Origin of the sequence: Chryseobacterium oranimense, assembly GCF_900129755.1 — a bacterium.
Taxonomy (GTDB): Bacteria; Bacteroidota; Bacteroidia; order Flavobacteriales; family Weeksellaceae; genus Chryseobacterium; species Chryseobacterium oranimense.
Map to the genome: position 1 here is coordinate 589,661 of NZ_FQWT01000001.1, position 25,278 is coordinate 614,938.

The 25,278-nt window shown below is 38.9% G+C and carries 23 protein-coding genes and 1 pseudogene; 14 read left to right on the forward strand and 10 right to left on the reverse strand.

Features of this window, described 5'->3' with window-relative positions; genetic code table 11:
• Window positions 1–1,527: a long-chain-fatty-acid--CoA ligase gene (locus BUB03_RS02715; RefSeq protein WP_073060140.1), complete on the reverse strand. Its 1,527-nt coding sequence runs from the start codon at window positions 1,525–1,527 to the stop codon at window positions 1–3.
• Window positions 1,528–1,909: 382 nt separating this feature from the next.
• Here BUB03_RS02715 and BUB03_RS02720 point away from each other — a divergent pair, with 382 nt between their 5' ends.
• Complete coding sequence (locus tag BUB03_RS02720; RefSeq protein ID WP_139258749.1) at window positions 1,910–3,202, forward strand: hypothetical protein; 1,293 nt, start codon at window positions 1,910–1,912, stop codon at window positions 3,200–3,202.
• Between the two features lie 37 nt (window positions 3,203–3,239).
• Here the strand turns inward: BUB03_RS02720 and BUB03_RS02725 are convergent, their stop codons facing one another.
• From BUB03_RS02725 to BUB03_RS02740, 4 genes are all read right to left on the reverse strand, one after another.
• Window positions 3,240–4,115 carry a helix-turn-helix transcriptional regulator gene (locus tag BUB03_RS02725; RefSeq protein ID WP_073060147.1) on the reverse strand — a complete coding sequence of 292 codons (876 nt, stop codon included), beginning with the start codon at window positions 4,113–4,115 and terminating at the stop codon, window positions 3,240–3,242.
• Window positions 4,116–4,178: 63 nt separating this feature from the next.
• Window positions 4,179–5,309: an alpha/beta hydrolase-fold protein gene (locus BUB03_RS02730; protein WP_073060150.1), complete on the reverse strand. Its 1,131-nt coding sequence runs from the start codon at window positions 5,307–5,309 to the stop codon at window positions 4,179–4,181.
• Window positions 5,310–5,340: 31 nt separating this feature from the next.
• Window positions 5,341–6,336 (reverse strand): alpha/beta hydrolase, encoded by a 996-nt coding sequence (locus BUB03_RS02735; protein WP_175547474.1) that lies wholly within the window; start codon window positions 6,334–6,336, stop codon window positions 5,341–5,343.
• A gap of 130 nt (window positions 6,337–6,466) precedes the next feature.
• Complete coding sequence (locus tag BUB03_RS02740) at window positions 6,467–7,324, reverse strand: AraC family transcriptional regulator (RefSeq protein ID WP_175547475.1); 858 nt, start codon at window positions 7,322–7,324, stop codon at window positions 6,467–6,469.
• Between the two features lie 77 nt (window positions 7,325–7,401).
• Between BUB03_RS02740 and BUB03_RS02745 the strand changes: the two genes are divergently transcribed.
• Window positions 7,402–8,502: an alkene reductase gene (locus BUB03_RS02745; RefSeq protein ID WP_073060158.1), complete on the forward strand. Its 1,101-nt coding sequence runs from the start codon at window positions 7,402–7,404 to the stop codon at window positions 8,500–8,502.
• Window positions 8,503–8,513: 11 nt separating this feature from the next.
• Window positions 8,514–9,200: an aspartate/glutamate racemase family protein gene (locus tag BUB03_RS02750; RefSeq protein ID WP_073060159.1), complete on the forward strand. Its 687-nt coding sequence runs from the start codon at window positions 8,514–8,516 to the stop codon at window positions 9,198–9,200.
• Between the two features lie 89 nt (window positions 9,201–9,289).
• Here BUB03_RS02750 and BUB03_RS02755 read toward each other — a convergent pair whose 3' ends face one another.
• Complete coding sequence (locus BUB03_RS02755) at window positions 9,290–9,790, reverse strand: GNAT family N-acetyltransferase (RefSeq protein WP_073060161.1); 501 nt, start codon at window positions 9,788–9,790, stop codon at window positions 9,290–9,292.
• A 384-nt stretch (window positions 9,791–10,174) separates the two neighbouring features.
• Here BUB03_RS02755 and BUB03_RS02760 point away from each other — a divergent pair, with 384 nt between their 5' ends.
• The 4 genes from BUB03_RS02760 to BUB03_RS02775 all read left to right on the forward strand — a co-directional run bounded on the left by BUB03_RS02760 (window position 10,175) and on the right by BUB03_RS02775 (window position 13,076).
• Window positions 10,175–10,744, forward strand: a complete 570-nt coding sequence (locus BUB03_RS02760) for a hypothetical protein (protein ID WP_040994103.1) — start codon at window positions 10,175–10,177, stop codon at window positions 10,742–10,744.
• Window positions 10,745–10,826: 82 nt separating this feature from the next.
• Window positions 10,827–11,528: an ABC transporter ATP-binding protein gene (locus tag BUB03_RS02765; protein ID WP_040994101.1), complete on the forward strand. Its 702-nt coding sequence runs from the start codon at window positions 10,827–10,829 to the stop codon at window positions 11,526–11,528.
• A 9-nt stretch (window positions 11,529–11,537) separates the two neighbouring features.
• Complete coding sequence (locus tag BUB03_RS02770) at window positions 11,538–12,572, forward strand: hypothetical protein (protein ID WP_073060163.1); 1,035 nt, start codon at window positions 11,538–11,540, stop codon at window positions 12,570–12,572.
• Between the two features lie 57 nt (window positions 12,573–12,629).
• A complete protein-coding gene (locus BUB03_RS02775; protein ID WP_073060165.1) occupies window positions 12,630–13,076 on the forward strand; it encodes a hypothetical protein in 447 nt (148 codons plus the stop codon).
• Window positions 13,077–13,231: 155 nt separating this feature from the next.
• On the opposite strand, the gene BUB03_RS02780 is transcribed toward BUB03_RS02775, so the two are convergent.
• The 3 genes from BUB03_RS02780 to lpdA all read right to left on the reverse strand — a co-directional run bounded on the left by BUB03_RS02780 (window position 13,232) and on the right by lpdA (window position 17,518).
• Entirely contained in the window at window positions 13,232–14,026 is a 795-nt protein-coding gene (locus tag BUB03_RS02780; RefSeq protein ID WP_040994097.1) for a patatin-like phospholipase family protein, read from the reverse strand.
• A gap of 63 nt (window positions 14,027–14,089) precedes the next feature.
• Window positions 14,090–16,027 carry a S9 family peptidase gene (locus BUB03_RS02785; protein ID WP_073060167.1) on the reverse strand — a complete coding sequence of 646 codons (1,938 nt, stop codon included), beginning with the start codon at window positions 16,025–16,027 and terminating at the stop codon, window positions 14,090–14,092.
• A gap of 102 nt (window positions 16,028–16,129) precedes the next feature.
• On the reverse strand, window positions 16,130–17,518 hold the full coding sequence (gene lpdA / locus BUB03_RS02790; RefSeq protein ID WP_040994093.1) for a dihydrolipoyl dehydrogenase: 1,389 nt from the start codon (window positions 17,516–17,518) through the stop codon (window positions 16,130–16,132).
• A 273-nt stretch (window positions 17,519–17,791) separates the two neighbouring features.
• Between lpdA and BUB03_RS02795 the strand changes: the two genes are divergently transcribed.
• Complete coding sequence (locus tag BUB03_RS02795; protein ID WP_040994091.1) at window positions 17,792–18,679, forward strand: hypothetical protein; 888 nt, start codon at window positions 17,792–17,794, stop codon at window positions 18,677–18,679.
• Window positions 18,680–18,736: 57 nt separating this feature from the next.
• Here the strand turns inward: BUB03_RS02795 and BUB03_RS02800 are convergent, their stop codons facing one another.
• Window positions 18,737–18,997, reverse strand: coding sequence for a hypothetical protein (locus BUB03_RS02800; protein ID WP_040994089.1), 261 nt, complete (start codon window positions 18,995–18,997; stop codon window positions 18,737–18,739).
• Between the two features lie 595 nt (window positions 18,998–19,592).
• Between BUB03_RS02800 and BUB03_RS02805 the strand changes: the two genes are divergently transcribed.
• From BUB03_RS02805 to BUB03_RS22285, 6 genes and pseudogenes are all read left to right on the forward strand, one after another.
• On the forward strand, window positions 19,593–20,438 hold the full coding sequence (locus BUB03_RS02805; protein WP_002996078.1) for an RteC domain-containing protein: 846 nt from the start codon (window positions 19,593–19,595) through the stop codon (window positions 20,436–20,438).
• Window positions 20,439–20,686: 248 nt separating this feature from the next.
• A complete protein-coding gene (locus tag BUB03_RS02810; RefSeq protein ID WP_002996076.1) occupies window positions 20,687–21,040 on the forward strand; it encodes a helix-turn-helix domain-containing protein in 354 nt (117 codons plus the stop codon).
• Between the two features lie 11 nt (window positions 21,041–21,051).
• Window positions 21,052–21,360, forward strand: coding sequence for a helix-turn-helix domain-containing protein (locus BUB03_RS02815; protein WP_002996071.1), 309 nt, complete (start codon window positions 21,052–21,054; stop codon window positions 21,358–21,360).
• An 85-nt stretch (window positions 21,361–21,445) separates the two neighbouring features.
• Window positions 21,446–22,909, forward strand: a complete 1,464-nt coding sequence (locus BUB03_RS02820; RefSeq protein WP_002996066.1) for a DUF3945 domain-containing protein — start codon at window positions 21,446–21,448, stop codon at window positions 22,907–22,909.
• A gap of 6 nt (window positions 22,910–22,915) precedes the next feature.
• Window positions 22,916–25,000 (forward strand): type IA DNA topoisomerase, encoded by a 2,085-nt coding sequence (locus BUB03_RS02825; RefSeq protein WP_002996062.1) that lies wholly within the window; start codon window positions 22,916–22,918, stop codon window positions 24,998–25,000.
• Window positions 25,000–25,278 (forward strand): annotated as a pseudogene (locus tag BUB03_RS22285) (ORF6N domain-containing protein); the annotation flags it as partial. The gene BUB03_RS02825 and the pseudogene BUB03_RS22285, both read left to right, overlap by 1 nt.

The window sequence follows — 25,278 nt, forward strand, 5'->3', positions numbered from 1 at the left end:
TCAAATGGTTTTTAAATTTTTTTTAAGTATTTTTCCTGTTGCGCTTAAAGGCAACTCGTCAATAAATTCTATAATCCGGGGATATTTGTATTGGGCAATTCTCTCTTTTGTCCATAGCCTGATATCTTCTTCAGAAGCCTGACTTTCTTTTTTCTTTACAACAAAGGCCTTTATTTCTTCGCCCAGCTTTTCATCCGCAACTCCTATAATGGCAACCATAGAAATATCCGGATGCCTCATCATCAGTTCTTCTACTTCCCGTGGGTAAACATTCATTCCACCTCTGATAATCATTTCCTTTTTACGGTCTACAATAAAGAAAAATCCATCTTCATCCTTTACAGCGATGTCTCCGGAAAACAGCCAACCATTTTTCAGGACTTCCCGGGTTTCTTTTTCCTTTTTATAATAGGATTTCATTACGTTGGGACCACGGAAAATGAGTTCGCCTTTTTCACCTACCGGAAGCTCATTGCAGTCATCATCTACAATTTTCACCTCAACTCCCCAGATAGGAGTTCCTATGGAGCCGGGTTTACGCCCTATTGTCAGCTGGTTAAACGTCACGACAGGAGAACCTTCAGACATTCCGTATCCTTCGATAATGGGAACCCCGAAACGGCTTTCAAATTCATCAATGATTTTTACCGGAAGGGATGCTCCGCCGGAAACACAGATTCTCAGGTTTTTAATGCTGTTTGTATTTTCTTCGGAGTTTTCCTCATTCAAAAGAGCCCAGTACATGGATGGAACACCGGCAAAAATCCGGATATCAAAACGGATAATTAACCGGTAAACTGCCTGGGCATCAAATTTCGGCATCAGAACAAGGTGGAGTGATCTCCGGATTCCTGCAAGCATCATCACCGTTAAGCCAAAAATGTGAAATAAAGGTAAAACAACAAGCTGAGCTTCAAATTCTGTAGATGCAATTATAGAGGTGCTTGCTTCCGAGTTGGTATAGAGATTAATATGTGAAAGTTCGGCTCCTTTTGGCTTTCCGGTAGTTCCCGAGGTGTAAATGATAACGGCCGTATCTTCTGATGAGGTGATATAAGACTCAAATTGTGTTTCTTCATCTTTAATCAAATCATCAAAATTCTCCACATCTTCAGCCAGATTCCCTATGCTGATAAAATCTTTGCATGAACCGCTTTTATCAAATCCTTCCTTTCCGAATTTTCCTACAGGCATCTCCGGAGTTCCTGCAAAGCACAGAAACATTTTACTGTCAGAATCGGACAATTGATAAGCAATTTCTTCAGGTTTAAGAAAAATACTAAACGGAACAACAGCTGCCCCGGTTTTTAGTATTCCGAAAAAAATAACCGGGAACTGCAGGATATTAGGACATAGCAAAGCAACCTTATCACCATAGCCAATTCCTTTTTTTGCGAAGGCATTAGCTGCCTGGCTAACTTTTTCATGAAAAATTTTATAGTTGATTGTGGTTTCTCCAAGGCTTAGGGCTGGCTTTTCCGGATTCCTTCTAGCACTTTCTTCCACTAAAATTGATAAGTTCAGCATAGTTTTGTTCACATTAAGTTAATATTGATATGAAAAACTGCCTTAGTTAAAGGAAATTTCATATGAATTAATCTTAACTCCAAATTAACAATATGCTGAACAGGTGCTGACACGAAAAGGAAATTCCGTGATACGAAAAAGAAATTTTTTCAAAGTGTATAAAAATATAAGCCACTATAAACCATGATACAATCAATATTTCCAGTTTTTCATTCAAAAGTGTTTAAGTTTTAAATCATCTTTAAAGACCGACTTGTGATATACAATCATTAAGAAATGATGTTCTTGTCTTAAACTTGTTGTAATCAGGCTTTTTGATTATATTTAAAAAATTAATCCAAAGATTATTTGAAGATATTTATTTAAAGATAAAGCTGCAATAATGAAAATTATTTTACGTCTTTTATGCTCTGTTCAAGGTTTATTTCTATTGGGACAACAACGGGAACCTATACATTCCGATAGTATTTCCACTTATTTCGGGGAGATTCAAAATGCAACTCAAAAAGGATTTAAAGTGTGGAACAAAGATTTATATGGAAGTATTCTCCTGGTTGATCCTAAAACACGACAGATTTACAGTAATGAGCAGAATGCGGATAACAGCTTAAAACTTCAAAATAAAATTTACATTGGTCAATTACCGGATAGTATGAATATTGCCAATACTTCTGTTCAATGGAGTGGCAAAAACTGGGCAATGATCATGCTGCCATTACCCAAAAACCATGATGAAAGGGTCAATCTACTGGCTCACGAACTTTTCCATAAGGCACAACCTTCCCTGGGATTCCCCCAGAGCAACAAGGAAAGTAATCATTTGGACCAGAAAGATGGGAGAATATACCTGCGGTTAGAACTTGAAGCTCTGAAAAAAGCCATCAATTCCGGTTCAGAGAACGAAAGGAAAATGCATTTGACCAACGCCTTTATTTTCAGGAAATACAGAAATACCCTTTTTCCAGAATCTGCAACCATTGAAAACCAGCTGGAACTTAATGAGGGTATTGCCGAATATACCGGGTTCATTATCAGTGGCAGAAATAAAGAGCAGGCTAAAAAACATTTTATCAGCTCTATTGATACCTTTTTTTCAAATCCTACCTATGTAAGATCCTTTGCCTACCATACCGTTCCTGCTTATGGGTACTTGTTGAGTTTAAAGAATAATTTATGGAATCAGGAGATTTCAGCAAATACAAATATTGCTGACTTTTTTATTAAAAAATTTGATATTAATATCCCTGTCAGTTTAAAAGCTGCTGCTGAAAGAAGCTCCAATCATTATAACGGAATTCAAATTTTCAAAGAAGAGCAGGCCAGGGAAAATAAGATCAAAAAACAGATTACTGAATATCAATCCAAATTGATTGAACAGCCTCACCTGGAAATCCGTTTTGAGAAAATGAATGTTTCCTTTGATCCCAGAAACATTTTACCCATTGCAGATAAAGGAACTGTTTATCCTAACATCAGGGTCACTGACAATTGGGGAATCCTTGAAGTGGAGAATGGTGCATTAATGAGTCCTGACTGGAGCAGAATGTCCATAAGCATACCCACAAAAATTGAAGAACAAAAAGCTGAGGGAGATGGCTGGGTACTGCTTTTAAAAGATGCATTTACTATAAAAAAAGACGAAAAAACGAATAATTACAGGATCATCAAAAAATAATAAGTCCTTTTGATGAACAGCAAAATTAGCTGAAAGTTTACTGGCGTTCTTCAGACGGAAGTTTCCCGAAATGACGGTGATAAAGCTGGGAAAAATGCCCTCTGTTATTATACCCGATAAAATCACTGATCTCCCCTACTGATTTTTCGGTTTCCAGAAGCATCGCACGGGCTGTCTCCATTCTGGTTTTGATAATATATTGATGGATCGGTAGTTGGGTATAATCTTTAAATCCTTTTTTCAGATCACTGCTGTTGAGTCCGCAATACCGGCTTATCTCTCTGATAGCCAGGCTTTGGAAGGCATTGGTATCTACAAAATCTTTTGCCAGTTTTATTTTATCTTCAAATGCCTTCTTATGCTCAAAAGTCTTCTCATCGGATAGCAGGTAGTGAATCCAATAGCTTAAGAACTCTAAAATCCGGCTTTCGAGAATGATACTGCATGAAGCATCATCAAAAGGAGTATCGAAAATAGTTTTGAGTTTTTCCTGGCTCAAGTAATTGCGCTGTGCATTTTCCAGCTTTTCTTTCAGGAGTCCTTTGTCTTTTGAAAATATGGTTTTAGGTACAAAAATCCTTACACCATCAATATCAGTAGTATTGTGTTCAAATTTTTTTTCGTCATTAATAAAATTACTGCTGATCTTCCCTTCTTTATTGATACGGAAATCCATCATGCCATTGTCTCCTACTTTATGCGGGGAATGAAAAATAGTTTCTTCATGAAAATTCCATTTTCCCCGGAAAAAATGAAAATTCTTCTTACTGAAAAGAATCAGTTTTCCGCTTCCCAAATCCTCCGGCATTTTCAGAACCGTAGAGTTCAGAAAATCTTGATCACAAAATCTGTAATCCTGAATCAGACCTTGTTTAAAACCATCTGATTCCAGGTAAGGAAGAAGTAATTCCATAAAACGGTAATTTATTGAGTCTAAGTTAATAAAATTCTAAAACATGACAAATGTCATATTTTTTTACTTGAAAATCTGTTGTGTAAACTGATACAGGGACCTTCTCCACGTAAGCCATTCATGGCGGGTTTCGGGAGATTTATATAGGGTATAAGGATATTTATTCTGGTTTAAAAAATCCGTTAACAGCTGATTAAATTTAAAAAACAGCATGTCTTCTTTTTCCCCGATTCCGATAAAGAAGTAAGGCTTTTTCTTTGACTTCAGTAAATTTCCGATGGGAAGTTCTTTAAATGGATCTTTTTCTGTTCCTTCATAAATCACCGGACTGAATGCTCCGATGGCAGAAAATATTTCGGGATGGGAAACACCAATAAGCATAGCCTGGTAGCTCCCTCTGGAAAGTCCTGCAATAGCTTTTTTACCGGAAGTTTTATATTTTTTTTCAATGTAGGGAATCAGTTCGCGGGTAACGATTTGATCAAGGTTTTTAGAAGAGAGAACGGTTCTTGGATAATTGTCCGGCATTTTTTCCTGTTCAGGATTCAGCGCAACTCCATAATCCATTACCACTATCATTTCCTGAGCCTTTTTTTCTGCAAAAAGATTATCAAGGATATTGAGGATATGGCCTTGCTTTTCCCAACCTGTGATATCTTCTCCGGTTCCATGATACAGGTACAGAACAGGTAATTTTTTAGTACCGTAATTTGGGGGCAGATATACTTTAAAGTTTCTCTTACCCTGTGTAATTTGTGAATTTAAACTGTCATTAATGATTTTTCCATGCTTTACATTCTTCTCCGAGAAAAAGTCTTCTCCTGAAGGGACTTCAATCCCGCTGGTTGGTTGGCTATACCCAAAATACAGCTGGGTATTCGGATCATTGGTCCGCTGCCCGTCTACATTGAACCAATAGTAATGAAACCCTGTTTCCATAGGCGTGGTAGAGATATTCCAAAAGCCGTTTTTATCTTTGGAAGCTGAAGATTTTATACTTTTCATTCCGTCACCTCCGTCCAATGTTACGGTTTTCGCATCCGGAAAATATACCCGGAATTCTGCCTTTTTTTCAGAATCTATTCTCGGAAATTCTTTTCCCGGTAAAGCCGTTGATGAAGTTTTGTAATCCTGTGAAAATACGATGGAAGAGAATAATACGAAAACTAATGATATTTTTTTTGAGTACTGCATTCTTTTGGTTTTAAAGTATAAAGAATCGGGATTATTTAAGGAACTGCTTCATCAGTCTGATGGTGATATCTATATTTTCCGGAAGCGGCATTCCGTGGGCATATCCAGCAAAAAGATGCAATTCTGTAAAAATACCTGCTTTTATCAGACGGTCTGCATAGGCCAGCCCACTGTCCCGTAAAGGATCTGCTCCCGCTACAAAAATTACCGCCGGAGGAAGGTTTGAGATATCTTCAATATTTCCTGGCAGTACATATTTCTCTTTCGGGTTTCCGTTTTTCCCGATATAAAAGTCTTTTAAAACCGGAACATCATCACTTTTGAAACCGGGAATCCTTTTAAATTCAATAATTGAAGGATAATCCATTCCAAAATCTCCCGGAGGCATTTCCAGAACCTGCAAACTGATTGCCGGGCCTTTATGATCTCTTGTATATTGTGCCAGGCTTCCGGATATCCCAGCGCCTGCACTTTCCCCTCCCACAGCAATAAGTTTTGGATTTCCGCCAAGACTTCCTGCATTTTTGTTGGCCCATAATAAAGAAGCATAGGCATCATGAAGTGCCGATGGAAAGGGATTTTCAGGAGCGAAACGGTAATCTATATTGATCACGACGGCATTTCCTTTCAGCGCATAATCTGCACACCTCTGATGATCCCATTTGGGTGTTCCGTATACGAAACCTCCTCCATGGAACCAAAGAAACAGGGGAAGATTCTTTGCATTTTTGGGCTTGTAAATTGTTACAGGGATTTCGGGATCTTTTGGGTTCAGGCCGGGAATTTTGGACTGAATGACCTCAACGCTGTCTTTATTTTTGAGTTCCGGCCAGGCCATTTCCGCCTGGGCTTTACGTTCTTTTTTTACTTCTTCAAACGTAATATCGTAAATACGGCCATTGATCAAGGGCCTGAACTGTGACAGTAATCTTTTTTCTGCTTCCTGAAGGGTAAGCGGATGGTATTGCTGCGCCAGAGACCAGCCCGGAATCAGAAAAGCTAATAGGAACAGTATGTATTTTTTCATATTCATAATCATGAGATTCTATTCTTTCAAAAATAATATTATGCTTACCATCGGATGATACGAAAAAGAAATTTTGTGATACGAAAAGGAAATTTGTATTGATCTTTTTGTATTTGCAGTAAGAGTCTTTTTAGTTTTTAAACTGTTTACGGAAAGCAGCCGCGGTCATTCCTTTATGTTTTTTGAATTGCCGGCTTAAATGGCTTTCATCGGAAAACCCCAGATCATCCGCAATTTGCCCTATTGAATATTCGCTGTAGATCAGCCTCTGTTCAACAATATTCATTTTATACTGGGTCAGGTAGCAGTGCAGACTGTTTCCGGTAAGATTTTTAAAATATTCACCGATATAATTGGCAGACAGGTTGAACTGTTCTGCAAGATGCTTTATTCTTAAATTCCTGGGGCAATGTATATGCTGATGCAGGTAAACCAGTATTTTATTGATCAAAGGCTCATCCCTGGTTGTATCCGAAATGATCTGCTGGGGATTCACGTTACGGGAAATAATATTTAAAACCAGAATAACCAGGTGCTGAAGATTTTCATCAAAATAAGAAGGCTTATTGGTGTATTCAATGATCATATTCTCAATCAATGAAGCGATCATATTGCAGTCTCTCTCTTCTTTAATCAATACCTGTTCAAAGCGGTTGTGATGTGTAAAAATGGCTTCCAGCTGCTTTAGCCATTCTATCACTTTTTCTTTTTCGTGCCTGGTTTTGTACTGTTCGAGGAAGACTTCGGAAAAACGGATGGAGCAATAACGGGTATTGGTAGTGCTCTCAAATCCTCTGCAGTCCAGCGGGGTAAATAAAAAAATACTACCTTTACTATAAGGAAACCTGTTTTCATTAACAATCCGGGTGCCTTCCCCTTCCATGATCTGTACAATCTCAAAGAACTGATAGATCAGCGGACGTTCGTGCCAGTGCTCCATATCGGATACCAATATATCTAAAGGTTTATGTAAATATTTATTTTTCATTACCCGAAATGTACAAAAAAAACCGTCCGATATTCCTGTTTTTACCTTCCGGTTCATGTTAATTTTGTTAAAAAAAGATGTTACAGAAAAAATTAACCACTCCGTTTATCAGTGAAAAACTTTCTCTTTCCAGCAGGGTTGTAATGGCCCCGATGAACCGTCGCAGAGCTGTTAAAGGAATTCCGTCACCTTCCATGATTACCTATTATCAGCAAAGGTCCGGTGCCGGATTACTGATATCGGATAATATTGCTGTTTCTTCTAACGGCAGTGCCTATATGAATACTCCCGGAATATATAATCAGGAACAAAAACAGGCATGGGAAAAAGTAGTGGCAGGAGTGCATGCAAAGGGTGGAAAGATATTTGCCCAATTGGTACAGTCAGGCCGTGTCGGGCATCCTGCCATTCAGAATAACGAGCCATTGATTGCTCCATCTGCTCTACAGGTGAATGAAACCATCCGTACTCCCGATAACAGTTATAAAAATATGACACTCCCTGTTGCCATAAGCACAGAAGAAATCCCTGTTTGGGTAAACGTTTTTAAAGAGGCGGCGATCAGTGCAATAGAAGCCGGATTTGACGGTGTTGAAATTCATGCCGCCCATGGCTTTCTGATCGATCAGTTCATCAATCCTTTAAGCAATATCAGAACCGATGAATATGGCGGAAGCATCGAAAACAGGACCAGATTTCTTTTTGAAGTGATGAAAGCTGTAATTGCAGCTATTGGTAAATATAAGGTAGGAATAAGACTGTCTCCTTTCCGCGAAATTTATGATTTAAAGACTTATCCTGAAGAACTGGCTACCCACGAGTACATCCTTGACGAATTACAGAAGCTGGATATTCTGTATGTTCATTTTTCTAATGCCATAAATGACGGAGAGCCTTCAATTCCTGCTATTTTTTTAGAAAATGCCAGACAGCGCTTTAAAAACATCATCATGATTGCTGGCGGCTTTACTGTGGAAACAGCGGAAGAACTATTGCAAACCGACCTTGTGGACCTCATTGCTTTTGGCAAGCTGTATATTTCAAATCCTGACCTCGTGGAACGCATAAAAAACGACCTTCCGCTGGCAGATTGGGATGAAGAAACGTTTTATTATGGGGAAGATAAAGGATATATTGATTATCCGAAAATATCATTTCAGGATTGCTCAAAGTCATAAATTACAGCATCATGAAAAAAATTGGAATAGTCGGCGGAATGACCTGGGTATCCACGGTGGAATATTACCGGCTCATTAATAAAGGGATCAATGAAATTTCAGGAAATTTAAATTCTGCCGAATGTCTTATTTATTCTTTAAATTTTGAGGAAATCATCAATAAGGACTGGGAGGGAATTTATTCTATTCTCCTGAACGCCTGTAAAATGCTGGAGAAAAGCGGTGCAGAACTTATTATTTTAGCGGCCAATACTGCCCATTATTTAGCAGACAGGCTACAGGCTGAAATTTCATTACCCATTATCAATATCATTTCAGCAACTGCTGATGCAATACATCAGAAAGGGCTTGAAAAAGTAGGACTGCTTGGTACAAAATTCACTATGGAAACGGGTTTTTACAAAAATAAACTGGCCCAGGAAGGCATTCAATCTGTAATACCGGAAAAACAGAGTACGAGAGATTTTATACAGGACACTATCAGTTATGAATTAGAAAAAGAAATTATAAAGACCGAAACAAAAGAAGCTTTTCTCACTATCATCAGAGAGCTTACAGACCAGGGAGCTCAAGGAATTGTATTGGGCTGTACGGAAATTCCGCTCCTCATCAAACAATCGGATGTGGAGGTTCCTGTTTTTGATACTATAGCAATTCATTCGGCAAAAGCCGTAGCTTTTGCGCTTTCTTCAAAATGACAAGTATACTTTGAGATTATACAGATCCCCAGGCAGTTACCTTGGGGATTTTATTCAGTCTGCTATATTCTGTTTTTTAAAATACAAACCTAGCTGCGCCTCACGATGTAATAAGCCATTTCGACCTCGCTTCTTTTAAGATTATCCACCCGTGTAAAGCCCGCTTTTTCCAGTACCTTCTGTGAACCTGTATTATCCAGATCCGTTACAGCTACAATCTCATTTCCCTCAGTATTTAAGAAGCAATACTTTACCAAAGCACGGCTGACTTTCGTTGCAATCCCTTTCCCCCAATATTTTTTGCTCAAAGTATATCCTATTTCAATCTGTCCGGATACATCTGCAAAATTTCTGGCAAGGCACATCCCAATAAAATCACTGTTTTCAGCATTAAATATTCCAAAACGGCCAAACGGCCCATTCCGATAGTCTTCCAAAGCGATTTCAAACATTTCCATATACTGTTCCAGGGAACGGTACGGAAGATATCTGGTAACATCTGTGTCTTTAAAAAGATCACAAAACAGTTTCTTTTCTTCTGCAGAAAATTCGCGGATAATAAAATTTTGATCTTGATGAAGAATACGCATATTCAAAGGATATAATTATGAGGAATAAAGGTACGGATTATAATATGTGTCAGCAATAATGGGAAAGGTAAACTTCAGATTTTAAATCCAGCATTTTTTCACTAGCAAAGATTTGTGAGCTGTACATTAATAGTTTAAAGCAATATCAAAACTATGTTAATTTAACTTACAGCTCCCGAAAACATAGCGGATATTTCCCAAAACACCTTTAAATAAATCATTTACAAACTCCTTCACATACAATGGCATACATAATATCAGCAGGTCACTCATTACGGATATTAAAAAAAAGTATTACTTTTGCTTTAACTAACAAGATTGTTTTAAGAGCTTTTTATTAGTAACTTTAAGACACAAATTTATAAAACATTAAAATCCCTCCACATGAGAAAAATAATTCTACTCATTACATGCATGTTCGGTATTTCAGTTTTCTCACAGATTAAAGTGTTGAAAAATGAAAGCTTGGTGGAAATTGGCAAAGATAATTCCGTAGGTTTATATAAAAAAGAAGATAAATTTACCATCAACTATCAGGATCTTAATACCAGTAACCTGAATACCATAAGATCTTTTTCCTTTCAGAATCTGGACAGTGATGTATCCGGTCTGTATAAACTGATCATGGACGGTTTTATATCCACTCCGGATGAAAATATCATTCTGGAACTTCCTAATGATATCATTGAACTTCATTATGAAAAAAATTACGGGCAGCCTACGGTACAATTTATCCAGTACATCAACAAAAACCGTAAGTATGTTGGAAAATCTCAGTTTCTAAACAGAAAACAGGTAGATAAAGTTTTTGGCAAAACGAACGGAAAATCGGCTCTGTATGAAAAACCGGGCACCATGCGTCAGATCAACGGTACAAGATCCGCTTCAAGCCAGGCATCTACAGCATTACCTGCTTCAAGTACCAACAGCAAAAACAAAAAATCAAAAAAATAATCGCATTATTTTTCAATATTACCCAACTCATTCACCCGAATGAGTTTTTTATTTTTACTTTTGCAGAAAGACATTACTTATTATGCCGCTTCAGATAATCAATTTAACCAAAAAATTTGGGGAACAGACTGCACTAGACAACATTAACATTTCTATTGATAAAAATGAGATCATTGGCCTTTTGGGTCCAAACGGAGCAGGAAAATCCACACTGATGAAATCCATTGTCGGAGCATTAAAAATTGATCAGGGCGAAATTATCTTTAACGGAATGAATATTTCCGAAAACGAGATCGAAAGCAAGAAAAAAATAGGTTTTCTTCCTGAAAACAACCCGCTGTACCTGGAAATGTATGTGAAAGAGTATCTTCAGTTTGTCGCGAATATCCACAAAATCTCTCCAGCCAGGGTAGATGAAGTGATCGAACTGGTTGGCATCACTCCTGAAAAATCAAAAAAGATCGGGCAGCTATCCAAAGGATACAAACAAAGAGTGGGACTTGCCCAGGCTATTATTCATCAGCCAGACCTGCTGATCCTGGATGAACCTACCAACGGCCTGGATCCTAACCAGATTATTGAGATCAGAAATGTGGTGAAAGAGATTGGGCAACAGAAAACAGTATTGCTTTCTACTCACATCATGCAGGAAGTGGAAGCATTATGCTCCCGTGTTATTCTTATTCACAAAGGGAATATTCTTCAGGACTGCCCTATTGACGAATTTAAAGGCAGATTTAACAGTCTGGAAGAGGCTTTTGCAAGCTATACCGCCGTCTCTTAATTAATTTTTATGGAAATCCACATCACTCACGGACAGGACATTATCAAAGTTCTGTACGATGGTTTTGCCAGCTGCTTAATCATCAGGCGTCCTGTGGCCGTTAACTGGCCGGACTTCCGGGGAAGTGTAGGTGAATATTATGCTGTATCCGAACTTTCCGAAGACGAAAAAATAGCATTGGCAGACCGTCTTAACCGTTCACTTACAGAAGGAACAGAAGCAGAAATCATGATGGGAATTGAAGATTTCCTTACCCTCTTTGAAAATGGAACCTATCAGGTGAATCTGGGTGAAATTCCGTTTGAGAATTCCACTTTTCATACAATTATATCGCTGCCTGATGAAAATGCCGGCACCCGAAGATTTTCCGGATGGTTCTACCCTTTTAAGGATTTTAATTATCTGTATACTCTGGAAAATAAAAGCATCAATCCAGAAAGAGTACAATATTATATGGAACTCATTAAAAAAGGAAACCGCCCGAAACCCATTATCCTTAATAGTTTGTACAATGTGGATCCGCAGATGTGCAATGCTTTCGTACTGGACGGACATCATAAAATAGAAGCTTATACCCGGCTGAAAATGGATATTCCTGCTGTATTTATTACAAGGAATAACGAAAGTTACAGTCCTGCATCCGAGCTGATGCATGAAGCCCGTAAGCTTCTCAGTGATGTGGAGTTTGAACACCTGTTTCAAAACAACGATAACAATCTGCCCCATATTGATTTCGTCAATGATGAAATACTGACCAATGCTTTGGATACGATGCTGAGAACGTCGGAAAGAATTGATGTTTCCATTATTGAAGTTTTGATCAGGCATCACCAGTCAGCTTCGCCGGATGAAAGAAGATGGCTGACTAAACGCCTTGAATTTTTAAGGGAAAATATTCACCTCAGTACTTTAAATGGAAAAAAAGGGTTAAACTTATATTCGCGTCAATATATCAAAGATTATAAAGCAAATGTCTGGTTCCTGAAAACCCTCATAAATACAATGGAACTGAATGCATGGATCAATGAGACGATCTTAAAGTAAACATCAAATGGCTTCATATTTGATTGGGTGTAACCCTAACCAATAACCTAATATGCAATGATCAGAAAGATTTTACTGGGAGCCTTTTGTACAGCTCAGTTTTCTTTAGCCTATGCCATCGAAAAACCATCTGTAGTGCTTAACTCAGTTACTGTTTCCAATGATATCCAACCTTTCCAGAAGGTGCCCAAAACAGTAATTATCAAAACAAAGAAGTTCAAGATCAGAATCGACAAACAGCCTAACGGAAAATACCTTTACCAGTCGTGGGCTGCCAATGCCAGGATCACTTCGAAGCCAAGCATGATCATCAGTGACGGAGAGTTCATCCCTGACGGTTCCGGAGGAAATTACTATTTCAACTTTGTGAATAAGGGGTATACTTATCAGGTGTGGAGAAACTACCTTACTGATTCTGCTTCCAAAGCACCTTATACTCTTACGGTGACTGATGAAAACGGTAATGAAGTGGTACGTCAGGATGCCCTCGTTGTTAAACAATAAAAACAGCGAAAATCAAAGCTGTAATAGCGTTTAAACTGTAAAAAACTATATTCATCCTACAGATTACAAAGTTCCGGATCGCTGAAATTTGTGTAATCTGTGGGATTTTTTGATTCAAAAATTTAAACAAAGTAATTTAATGAGTGGAATTATGTTCAGGCCTGTCTCAGATGTGTATTAAAACGGCTTGCTTCATAACTCTCTTCAGCAGCTTTATAGCCTACATTGAAAATTTCTTCCAGACGGTCTTTCCTGCGTTCGAAAGTTCCGTAGGATGAAAGTTTTTGTGAAGTGATAAACCAGTCGCAATAATCGAATTTTCCTTTTTCTATCCTGTAGGAAAGAAGATCGTATGAGCGGGAAACAATGGCTTTGATAGATTTCAGGTCTTTGATATCAATATCGTGGGGAGGAGAAACAAAAACACCGATAAGTTTGTCACATTCATCCCTGATGATATCTGCCGGAAAATTATTCAGGACACCTCCGTCACAATACATTTCATCGCCGATGATATAAGGTGTTGTAACTCCCGGAATGGAACATGAAGCAATGATGGCATCCACCACTTCAAAGTTTTCATCAAATATTTTCTGGGTCCCGGAAACAAGTTCCGTAGCTACAATTTTCACTTCTTTTTCCAGGTCTCCAAGCTTCATATCCTGAAAGATCGGTTTAAGATAATTCCTGAAAATAACGGAAGAAACCAACCCCGGCTGGTTGAAGGTAAAATGTTTCCAGTTGAAAAAATAAACCGAATTGAAAAATTCCAGGATCTCATCCGGCGTTTTTCCTATTGCATACAGACATCCCACAATAGACCCTGCACTGCAGCAGGACAGTACATCTATATCTATATTTTTCTCGTTCAAGAATTTTAAAACTCCTGCATGGGCAATTCCTTTGGTACCGCCTCCTGACAAAACCAGCCCTGTTCTCTCAAAATTCATAGAATAAATGTAAGAAAACAGGGCGAGAAATTCAGATTAAATTTTATAAATATTATGTTAAAATTATTTCAACAGGTATTCCTGCATAAACCTGATCACGGCAAGGCGTTGAAAATCTACATTTTCCTTCTTCCTGAACCCATGGCCTTCATTTTTTGCTTCCAGATACCATACTGTTTTTCCCTGGGCCTTCAGCTTGTCCCTCATCTGAACAGCTTCTGTGACAGGAACTCTGGGATCATTGGTTCCCTGGATAATGAACATAGGTTTCTTGATCTTGTCGATATTATTCAGAGGGGCAATTTTAGTGAAGAATTCTGCCATTTTAGGAATTCTCTCGTCACCATATTCTACCCTTCTAAGATCTCTCCGGTATTCTTCAGTATTTTTAAGGAAAGTATTAAAATCGGAAATTCCAACAATATCTACTGAACATCTGATCTTGTCTGCATATTCGTAAGCTGTGGCTAAAGTCATAAAACCACCGTAGCTCCCGCCCATAATCATGATCCTGTCTTTATCCAGCTCAGGCTGTTTGGCGATCCAGTCCAGAAGGGCGCCTATATCTTTCACCGAATTCATTCTCAGGTCCCAGTTATCGGCAGCAATAAATGTTTTTCCGAAACCGGATGAGCCTCTTACATTCGGATAGATTAAAGCCACTCCCATTTCATTGGTAAAGTAATTGGAAGACCCCAGAGAAGATGCCATAGACTGACCTTCCGGTCCTCCGTGGATATTAATAATCACCGGTCTTTTTCCTGTAAATTTTGATGGCACCGGATAATAGAATCCTGAGATCTTCATATTGTCAAAACTCTTCCATTCTATCAGTTTTGGGACGGACATATCGGCTGGCTGCATTTCGCCCTGTTCACTTTCCGTCCATCTTTCAATATTGCGGGTTGCCATGTCCATTTTATAAACATCTGCTCCCGAATCTGCTGCTGATCTGGAGAAATAAAGAGATTTCCCGTCGCTGGAAAATTTCACACCGCCTATAAGGCCGATCGGCAGGCTTACCGGCATATATTTTCTGGTCGTTGTATCAATAATATATAATTTATTGATCCCGCTTTCATTGGTTACAAATGCCAGTCTGGATTTATCTTTAGAAAGATCATAATTTTCCACATTCCATGGAATGGAAGAGGTCAGGTATTCTGTTTTTTTGGTTTTTAAATTTAAAACTGCCAGCCTGCTGAATTCATTATTCCGGTCTGTAAGGTAGAAGATTTCATCAGGATTTTTGCTGAAAACACCAGCGCTTTGCACGACTCCTTTTTCTTTGCGGTCCGTGATGGGCTCCAGCTTTTTAGTTTCCAGATCATACAGATACAGATAGGAATCGTTGGCCGAAACATATTCCGAGATCAGAAGCTTTTTACCGTCTTCGGAAAGATCGGAGATCCCCCAGCCGCCGCCTTTTACTTCAAGAACAAGCTGTGTATCTTCCGGTTTTAAGGGATTCATATAATAAATATCCCTGTCGCCGCCATTTCTTTTGGTGGATGAAAAATAGAATCCTGAGCCGTCTTTTTTCCAGGTTACCCCACCGTTCTGGGATCTTCCGCCATCGGTAAGCAGTTTGGATTCCAGGGTTTTCAGGTCGAGGCTGTAAAGCTGCCCGAATTCGTTTCCGCCAGTATCTTTTGTATAAATAAGGTATTCTCCTTTTACAGGTTCATAGGATGCATTACCAACAGGTTCATCAAAAAAAGTGATCTGCTTTCTGGCTCCCATCGGTACAGAAATCCTGTGCAGCTGATTGGTGGATGCAAAACGGGTTACTGTAATGATTTCTTTCCCGTTGGGATGAATGTCTGCAATACCTGCGTTTCTGCTTTCTGAGTACTTTTTAATAGCCTGATTCAGACTTTTGGGAATGGGCAGGATATTTTCTGCGATAAGATTCTCATTAGGACTTACAAATTCATTTTTTGTTTGCGCGGAGAGGAGCCCGGCTAATGAAAGGGTAAGAATAATATAATGTTTCTTCATTTTTTAATTTTGCCTGAATTTACAAAAAAACCACAGACAAATGCCTGTGGTTGGTATATAAAGATCCTAGACCTTATTAAATATGAAGTGCTAAGACTGATCTTAGATGTGGATTACTTCACCGTAAGCTGCTGCTGCCGCTTCCATAATTGCTTCAGAAACAGTCGGGTGCGGGTGGATCGATTTGATGATCTCATGGCCTGTTGTTTCAAGTTTTCTTGCCACTACTGCTTCTGCAACCATATCTGTAACTCCTTCCCCGATCATGTGGCATCCTAACCACTCACCGTATTTAGCATCAAAGATTACTTTGATAAATCCGTCTGTATTTCCGTTAGCAGTTGCTTTACCGCTCGCAGAAAGTGGGAATTTACCTACTTTGATTTCGTATCCTTTTTCTTTAGCCTGCTTTTCCGTAAGACCTACAGAGGCTACTTCAGGGTGGCAGTATGTACATCCAGGGATATTACCGTAGTCGATTTTCTCAACATGCAGTCCCTTGATTTTTTCAACGCAAGTGATTCCTTCAGCAGAAGCAACGTGTGCCAAAGCCTGTGTAGGAATAAGATCACCGATTGCATAGTAACCCGGAACTGAAGTTTCGTACCATTCGTTCACTAAAACTCTTCCTTTATCTGTCTGGATTCCTACTTCTTCCAGTCCGATATTTTCAATATTGGCAGCAATACCTACGGCAGAAAGTAAAATATCAGCTTCAAGGGTAATATTACCGTTTGCTGTTTTTACCGTTGCTTTTACGCCTTCTCCGCTTGTATCAACGCTTTCTACTGATGCATTGGTCATAATCTCGATTCCTGTCTTCTTAAGAGATTTTTCCAGGTGTTTAGAGATTTCTTCATCTTCTACAGGAACAATATTTGGCATGAATTCTACAATGGTTACTTTGGTTCCCATTGTATTATAGAAGTCGGCAAATTCTACCCCGATAGCTCCTGAACCTACAACGATCATAGATTTCGGCTGCTCAGGAAGAGACAGTGCCTGTCTGTATCCGATTACTTTTTTACCGTCCTGAGGAAGGTTAGGAAGTTCTCTTGAACGTGCACCCGTCGCAATAATGATATTTTCTGCTGCATATTCAGTTACTTTACCGTCTTTATCTGTAACAGAAACTTTTTTACCTTTCTGAACTTTAGCTGTCCCAAGAATTACATCAATCTTGTTCTTCTTCATCAGGAATTCAATTCCTTTGCTCATTTTGTTGGCTACGCCACGGCTTCTCTGGATTACGTTTGGAAATTCAAAGCTTCCTTCCACTTTATTCAGACCATAGTCTTCAGCATGGTTGATATAATGAAAAACCTGAGCAGATTTCAACAAAGCTTTCGTAGGAATACATCCCCAGTTCAGGCAGATTCCCCCTAAGTTTTCTTTCTCGATAATTGCAGTTTTGAAACCCAATTGTGCTGCTCTGATCGCTGTAACATAACCGCCAGGACCGCTTCCGATGACAATGATATCGTAGTTCATTATTTTAAAAATTTTATGCGAATTTAAGGAAAAATATTGGATGTTCTATGTTCTGCCATTCATATTTCACTGAAGGTTAACTTCATTGTATCCACTATTTTAATTTATATCCTTTTTTATCTCTTTTTAAATTAAATGGAAATGTTTTATTGAATTAAACAGATAAAGCAATATTGAAATTACACATGCAATTCAATATAATAATTAAAAAAAATAACCAATTATAAATCAATATATTAAAATAATTTCATAAGTTTATATAAAATTAAATAAATGAAAAGCAATATTTTTATTCCCGTATTTTCTATAATGACTTTGTTTTTTAATGCACAGGTTGGTATTAAAACCTCAACACCTAACAGTACTTTAGCAGTTGCAGGATCTTTGGGTGCCGATTATAAGCAAATTACAGCAGCCACTTACTCCATCACCGCCACGGATCATTATCTGACATACGATGGAACGGGTAATACGACTTTCACCCTTCCTGTCATCGGAACCGGTACAACGAGCTATTCAGGAAGAATTTATAAGATTAAAAATATTTCAACCTCCAGTATTACGCTCCAGGCATCGAGTGGTAATACATTAAGGATCGATAATAATCCTGTTTCATCTTTTGTAATTCCCACCGGGGCATATGCCGAAGTTGTAAACAACAGTAATACCAGCGGGGGAACATGGGACCTTTCTTTTACCGTTCTTCCCAAGCCGAGCAATGTAGAAATTTACGGAATACAGCTTCTAATTCCTCCGCATGCCAACGGCTCCTCCCCTGTTGCCGACTGGTCCAATCATACGGTATCAACCTATGATACAGGAACAGGGACAGATGCATGGTGGGTAATCAGTAAAAGCTCTGTTACCTATGCCCATACTTCCACTTATTCCAATGCGAGCCGTATGACTCTTGTTTATGAATATCAGGGAACTCCCTTTAATGTCAGCAATATGTATCCTATTTTAACGGCAGGAAACAATTCCAGCTTTCCGGATGTTTTCACGGCTTCATTTGTAAGTCTGGCCAACAACGGAACTTCAGGGAGAACAAGACTTACTGTTTCGGTTTCTCGTATAGACTTTATAGGAAGCAACGTAAACAACAGTAACTGGACGGGAACTTTTCTTCTGAATCTGCTGTTGGCAAGAAAGTTATATTAGAAATAAAAAATCCGTTTTACTGCTTGTAAAACGGATTTAATATTAATAGTCTTAACATTACATCTTTTTAAGTAATCTTTTCTCAGTTCTGTATCTTTCATTTAAAGCCTTCATCTGATCTCTCTTCATCTTTTTTGTCGCAAGCGGATGACTCATAATCAGTTTCTTTTCTGTATTGTATTTTTTGTCCAGCTCACGCGATTTAATACTGATCAGTTCACTTTTGGAAGGGTGTGGAGGTGCCGGCGGTCGTTTCTGGGCATTCACACTCATCGATAAACCTAGTAACAATACGGTTGATATAAAAAACTTTTTCATGACATTTTATTTTTAAGAATGATTTCAAATGATTAATTAATTTCCATTCAATTCATTCAGGTTTTGCAATACCTATTACATATATCATACCAGAGTTTAATACTTTCACGCCGATCTTCTGTCAGCAGGCTTTACAAAAGGGTAAATCCATATTAACAAGAAAACTATTCTATTTCAATATTCTGTTTTAAAGGGAGATTTTTGGAGGAATTTCCAACCATAATTCTGTAGGTTCCTTTTTCTACTGTCCAGTTCATATTTTCATTAAAAAAGATTAATATAGCCCAAAGTGGCTAATAAAGAGTAGTTTACAAGAGTGGGAAATCCAATCGGTAACGATTTAGTAATGGTGCTTACTGCACTCGCTTTCATCTGATTACCTTGTAAATCAATACTGCAAATATAAAAAAATAAAGGGTAAAGTACATAGGTGCTTTACCCTTTTTTTCTTTCCTCTCATACAAAAATTATGAAAAAAAATTCCCCCACTGTGGGGAACCTGTGATATTTATTCCAGTATATTTTCCAAATTTTGGTTCATCATCAATAGATGTAATTCCGAAACAGATAGTGATAACTTTTAAAAGACTAAGCTATGGAAATCCTGTTGAGTAAAATATTATCGCAAATAAGGTATCAAGAAGATAAACTCGCTTCCGATTTGATGCCAACGGCGGAAAAGGCGTATCAAATGACCTTATTCCTGAATGAAATGCTTCTTAAAGTAAAAGCCAAGATTGTGCAAAGTGGGTTTAAGAACGAACAGCAGGAAATTAACTTTTTTAAGAACATCAAACCCCAAATCTTAGGAAAGCTCATCTACTACAATAAAGTATTTCGATTTGAAACGACCTGTCCGGTCAGCACAGGGAAAATACATCAGAGTTATTACGAGAATGAATTAAAATCTCTCAAATCAGAATATAAGGAGAGTATTTGCAATACCTATTTTTACAGGTACTACCGTGCAGGAAGAACAGACCGTGACCACAGCTATTTTATGCTCGGAAAAATTAATTACCACGATGGTTTAAATAGCGGAGTTTTTGAAATAGACCTTAGCTTTTCCACTTATTACGATAACAAAATAGCCCATATTATTGCCAATGAACTACTCTATACTTATTTGCTAAACAAAATCAATCCCGAAGAAAATCCTGACTTCGTTTTACTAAATGACGATGTGAATAAGGATATTTCGTGGACTAATTCGCAAAACGCACTTATCGAACTGATATATGCCCTGTATGCTTCCAGTTCTATCTCACACGGAAGTATCGGTATCAGAAAACTGGCTTTGATTTTTCAAATCCTGTTCCGAACTCCTGTAAATGATATACATCACGCTTTCCACAGAATGAAAACCCGTGCAGGTTCCCGAACGGCATTTTTAGACCAGCTTAAAGTTTCATTGGAAGAATATATGGATAAAGACCTTTGACTATTAAAAGGCATTGGTTCAAAGCAGTACATTTATGTGTACTGCTTTTTTTTACCCATATCTGCCAATTGGCAAATGAAGGCAAAATAACGTAGTTAATAATTCAAAAGCCCTCGAAACCCTTATTAAACAAGGGTTTTTCCCGATTGCAAAAATTTTCAAAAAACCGTCAAACCAATTGGCAGACATTGGCAGACAAACTTTGCCACCCTTAGCAATTTTGCATTGTGAACATTAATAGCAATGCAATGAAAATAATCACTATCGAAGAAGAAGCGTGGCAACAGCTCAACAGCCGTATCAATGCGATTGCCGATTATCTCAAAAGGTTAAATGATACAAGCTACGATGACTTGTGGCTGAACAACCACGAGGTATGCCAATACCTGCACATCAGCGAAAAGACTTTGTGGCGTATGCGTACCAAAGGCGAAATAGCTTATTCAAAACTTTACGGGCAATACTTCTATACGATTGGAGCAATCAAGGATATGCTCAATGCCAATGCTATACAAAGCAATGATGAATTTGTACAGGAGCTTATGGCAAAAGGCAAAAGCTATATCAAGAAAGGTAGAAAGCTGAAATCAGGTAAATCTTAAAACGTGCGGTTATGAACATTGACAGAATGGAATTTTTGGCGTGGATGGAACGCCTAATGGAACGCCTCGATATGCTGGGCGACAATATAGACAGCTTACAAAAGAAACGCAACAGCATTGACGGAGAGGAATTGCTCGACAATCAGGATTTACTGCAAATGCTGAAAATCAGCAACCGTTCCCTGCAACGGTATCGCTCCATCGGCAAGTTGCCCTATTACACCATAAGTGGCAAACTGTATTACAAACTGTCTGACGTGCATCAGTTCATCAGGGAAAGTTTTAATCCGCCTTTACCCAAACTGAACGCCAATGGATGACAAACACTGCCTTTGACTGCCATATCAGGCAAGTGAGCAAACGCTTCATATACATTCGGCATTTGAACTTTAAAATATTCAGATTATGAGCGAAGAAACAGAAAACAAACAGCAAACTCCCGAACAGTTATCGGATATATTACTGGTATTGGATAAGCAAAAGAATAAAATACAGGCGGTTACCGGCATAGACGAAAACGGCAAATTGAAGACTACTGACCCCACAAAGGAAAACCAAAGCCAGTTTATGCGTGTGGATAAGCACGGCGATTTGTTCTCCAACTTCTTCTCTAACTTTTGGAGGCAGTTAAAAAATCCGACCAATTTTTCATTCTTCAAAGTATCGGCTGATGAAGCCGTAGATAAGGCTAAGGAAATGCAAAAGCAGGTAGATAATCCTACACCCGAAGGCGAAAAGGAAATGAAAAAGAACGAGGTAAAAGCCGAACCCGAAAATGAACAAAAACAAGAAAATAAAAATGATATGGCAACAACACAGACAACACCGGATACCAGCGAATACCGCTACAAGCCGGAACAGATTGATTGGGAAACAATGAACAATCTCGGAATAGGCAAAGAACGCCTTGAAAAAATGAACCTTTTAGACCCGTTGCTAAGAGGTTACAAGACCAATGACCTTGTACCTGTAAGCGTAAACCTCGGCGGGGCTATTGTTCGCACAGATGCCCGTTTGTCTTTACAGACTGCACCGGACGGAACCGTAGTGGCAGCGATACACGGTATCAGGAAAGAGCCTAACCTGAACTTTGAGTTTTTCGGACACAAGTTTACCGATGAGGATAAGAAAAACCTGCTCGAAACGGGGAATATGGGTCGTGTGGTTGACTTGACCAATTCCAAGACAGGCGAATTGATGCCGTCAATTATCAGCGTGGACAGGCTAACCAATGAGCTGATTGCCCTGAAGACCGAATTTGTCAAAATTCCCGATGAGATTAAGGGTGTAAAATTGAACGATGAGCAAAAACAAACCTTGATGGAAGGCAAATCGCTTTATTTGGAAGGAATGATTTCTAAAAAGGGCGATGAGTTTAGTGCCAATGTACAGTTTAATGCGGATAAAAGATATGTTGAGTTTCTGTTTGATAGAAGTAACAATAATCAGCAAACACAAGAAAACCGGCAGAACAATCAGCAAAGCCAACCGCAGGAAGCTCCGAGAACTTTTAGAGGTAAGGAACTTGATGATGAACAATACAATAAGTTCAAAGCTGGACAAACTGTTTATATAGATGGTCTGATAGATAAAAAAGGACAAAAATATCAGGGCTACATCACGCTCAACAAAGAAACTGGCAAAACAGATTTCTCGTTCCAAAATCCCGACAAGCTCAAAGCCCAAGCGAAACCAACCGAAGCCCACAAAACGCAGACTGCGGTTAATTCCGAGGGAAAAACCAACGAAGCAACCAAGAATATCAAAGAGCCTTTGAAATCGGGGCAGCAAACACCCAAAAATGAAAAACAGCAGGAACAACAGAACAAACCCAAAGCACCTGCAAAATCCAAAGGCGTAAAAAGATAGTGAATAATGAAAACAATTATTGCAGAAAAACCAAGCGTAGCAAGGGAAATAGCCGGACTTGTGGGAGCATCCGATAAAAAGGACGGCTACCTTACGGGTAACGGCTATTTTGTTACGTGGGCATTCGGACATCTGATAGGATTGGGAATGCCCGAAGATTACGGCATTTCGGGGTTTGACAAAGCATCCTTGCCGATACTTCCAAACCCTTTTATGCTGACCGTTCGCAAAGTCAAAAAAGACAAAGGCTATCAAGCCGATGCTGGTGCATTGAAACAGCTAAAAGTGATTGAAAAACTGTTTAACCAAAGTGAAAGCCTCATCGTGGCAACCGATGCAGGTCGTGAGGGCGAACTCATCTTTCGGTACATTTATGAGTATCTGAAATGCTGTAAGCCCTTTAAACGGCTTTGGATAAGCTCGCTGACCGAAAAAGCCATTAAACAGGGCTTTGACAACCTAAAAGACGGAAAGGAATTTGACGGATTATATCAGGCGGCACAAGGCAGAAGCCGTGCCGATTGGCTCGTAGGCATCAATGCTACACAGGCATTGAGCATTGCCGCAGGCAACGGTATTTATTCGCTCGGAAGAGTGCAAACGCCTACACTGGCTTTGATTTGCAAACGGTATATAGATAACAAGAATTTCGCCGTACAGAAATATTGGCAGATACAATTATCCCACTCCAAAGAGCAAATTGATTTTAAAAGTATTTCTGCTACCAAATGGCAGGATAAAAAGCTGGCAGATGATACATTAAAATCTATTGAAAGGAATGGTAATACTGTAACAGTTACTTCCGTAGAAAATAAGAATATAACGGAGCAGCCGCCTTTGCTTTTTGACCTCACAGGCTTGCAAAAGGAAGCCAACAAAAAGCTGAACCTCTCTGCTGAAAAAACTTTGAATATTGCTCAAAGCCTGTACGAAAAGAAATTCATTACCTATCCACGTACCGGGAGCAAATACATCCCCGAAGATATGTGGGCTGAAATTCCCAACCTCGTGAGGGCATTGCAGAACAGGGAAACCTGCAAAGCTGCTTTATCCAAAATTAAATGGGGGCGTTTCAATAAGCGTATTGTAAATGATTTGCGTGTTACCGACCACCACGGATTGTTGATTACAGATAAAGTCCCGTCCGTTTTGAGTGCAGACGAAAATGCGGTGTATGATATGATTGCCTTTCGCCTGCTCGAAGCCATTTCGCAAGCCTGCATCAAAGAAATAACCGATGTTTCCTTACAGGCAATGCACTATGATTTCACCGTAAAAGGCTGTAAAATTTTGGAAGCAGGCTGGCGTATGATTAAGGGTAATTTTTCGGAAGATGATGCAGAACCTATACAGGATTTGCCCGAATTGAAAAAAGGCGATGAACTTAAAATAAAAGAAGCTGCCATTCTCGAAAAGAAAACCAAACCTCCTGTGCTTTATACCGAAGCTGGGCTTTTGTCGGCTATGGAAACCGCAGGTAAGGAAATCGAAAACGAAGAAGAACGGAAAGCCCTGCAAAACATCGGTATCGGTACTCCGGCTACAAGAGCCGCCATTATCGAAACACTGTTTACCCGTAACTATATCCAACGAGAAAAAAAATCTTTAATACCAACCGAAAAAGGATTGCAGGTTTACGAATTGGTTAAAGACCGAAAAATTGCGGACGTGGCTATGACCGCAGAATGGGAACTCGCTTTGCAGAAAATTGAGAACAACGAAGCGAATGCCGGAAGTTTTCAAAAGGAAACGGAAACCTTTGCAAAGTCCATTACCGATGAATTGCTGCAAACCTCCATTGCTCAAAACAGCCTCCCTAAATTGGTTTGTCCGAAATGTAAAAGCCAACAGCTTATTATCCGTGATAAGATTGTTAAATGCTCCGATGAAGTTTGCGGCTGGATACAGTTTCGCAATGTGTGCGAAGTGCAAATCAGTATTTCCGATATTGAAAACCTTGTGAATAAAGGGAAAACCAATCTTATCAAAGGAATGAAAAGCAAGGCAGGAAAGAAATTCGATGCTTATATCGTATTGGATGCCGATTGCAAAACCTCTTTTGAGTTTGATAATAAAAAGCCAAAAAGATAATGACCGATATTACCATATCCCAAAAGGAAATAGCACCGCTTATCCATACCATTAGGGATAAGCAAGTTATTCTTGATGCTGATTTAGCAATGCTCTATCAGGTAGAAACAAAAGCCCTAAACAGGGTTGTAAAGAGAAACCAAAACCGCTTTCCCGAAACTTTTTGCTTTCAGCTTAGCGAACAGGAAGTAAAATCTTTGAAGTACCAATTTGGCACTTCAAACGTTGGACGGGGCGGGAGGCGTACGCTACCCTTTGCATTTTGTGAGCAAGGAGTG

Coding starts and splice junctions, on each gene's coding strand:
- BUB03_RS02765 (WP_040994101.1), top strand. CDS start 10,827: ATGCCGCTTCAGATAATCAATTTAACCAAAAAATTTGGGGAACAGACT.
- BUB03_RS02745 (WP_073060158.1), top strand. CDS start 7,402: ATGTTACAGAAAAAATTAACCACTCCGTTTATCAGTGAAAAACTTTCT.
- lpdA (WP_040994093.1), bottom strand. CDS start 17,518: ATGAACTACGATATCATTGTCATCGGAAGCGGTCCTGGCGGTTATGTT.
- BUB03_RS02825 (WP_002996062.1), top strand. CDS start 22,916: ATGAAAACAATTATTGCAGAAAAACCAAGCGTAGCAAGGGAAATAGCC.
- BUB03_RS02750 (WP_073060159.1), top strand. CDS start 8,514: ATGAAAAAAATTGGAATAGTCGGCGGAATGACCTGGGTATCCACGGTG.
- BUB03_RS02815 (WP_002996071.1), top strand. CDS start 21,052: ATGAACATTGACAGAATGGAATTTTTGGCGTGGATGGAACGCCTAATG.
- BUB03_RS02735 (WP_175547474.1), bottom strand. CDS start 6,336: ATGAAAAAATACATACTGTTCCTATTAGCTTTTCTGATTCCGGGCTGG.
- BUB03_RS02795 (WP_040994091.1), top strand. CDS start 17,792: ATGAAAAGCAATATTTTTATTCCCGTATTTTCTATAATGACTTTGTTT.
- BUB03_RS02755 (WP_073060161.1), bottom strand. CDS start 9,790: ATGCGTATTCTTCATCAAGATCAAAATTTTATTATCCGCGAATTTTCT.
- BUB03_RS02730 (WP_073060150.1), bottom strand. CDS start 5,309: ATGCAGTACTCAAAAAAAATATCATTAGTTTTCGTATTATTCTCTTCC.
- BUB03_RS02720 (WP_139258749.1), top strand. CDS start 1,910: ATGAAAATTATTTTACGTCTTTTATGCTCTGTTCAAGGTTTATTTCTA.
- BUB03_RS02775 (WP_073060165.1), top strand. CDS start 12,630: ATGATCAGAAAGATTTTACTGGGAGCCTTTTGTACAGCTCAGTTTTCT.
- BUB03_RS02785 (WP_073060167.1), bottom strand. CDS start 16,027: ATGAAGAAACATTATATTATTCTTACCCTTTCATTAGCCGGGCTCCTC.
- BUB03_RS02740 (WP_175547475.1), bottom strand. CDS start 7,324: ATGAAAAATAAATATTTACATAAACCTTTAGATATATTGGTATCCGAT.
- BUB03_RS02780 (WP_040994097.1), bottom strand. CDS start 14,026: ATGAATTTTGAGAGAACAGGGCTGGTTTTGTCAGGAGGCGGTACCAAA.
- BUB03_RS02760 (WP_040994103.1), top strand. CDS start 10,175: ATGAGAAAAATAATTCTACTCATTACATGCATGTTCGGTATTTCAGTT.
- BUB03_RS02810 (WP_002996076.1), top strand. CDS start 20,687: ATGAAAATAATCACTATCGAAGAAGAAGCGTGGCAACAGCTCAACAGC.
- BUB03_RS02800 (WP_040994089.1), bottom strand. CDS start 18,997: ATGAAAAAGTTTTTTATATCAACCGTATTGTTACTAGGTTTATCGATG.
- BUB03_RS02805 (WP_002996078.1), top strand. CDS start 19,593: ATGGAAATCCTGTTGAGTAAAATATTATCGCAAATAAGGTATCAAGAA.
- BUB03_RS02725 (WP_073060147.1), bottom strand. CDS start 4,115: ATGGAATTACTTCTTCCTTACCTGGAATCAGATGGTTTTAAACAAGGT.
- BUB03_RS02820 (WP_002996066.1), top strand. CDS start 21,446: ATGAGCGAAGAAACAGAAAACAAACAGCAAACTCCCGAACAGTTATCG.
- BUB03_RS02715 (WP_073060140.1), bottom strand. CDS start 1,527: ATGCTGAACTTATCAATTTTAGTGGAAGAAAGTGCTAGAAGGAATCCG.
- BUB03_RS02770 (WP_073060163.1), top strand. CDS start 11,538: ATGGAAATCCACATCACTCACGGACAGGACATTATCAAAGTTCTGTAC.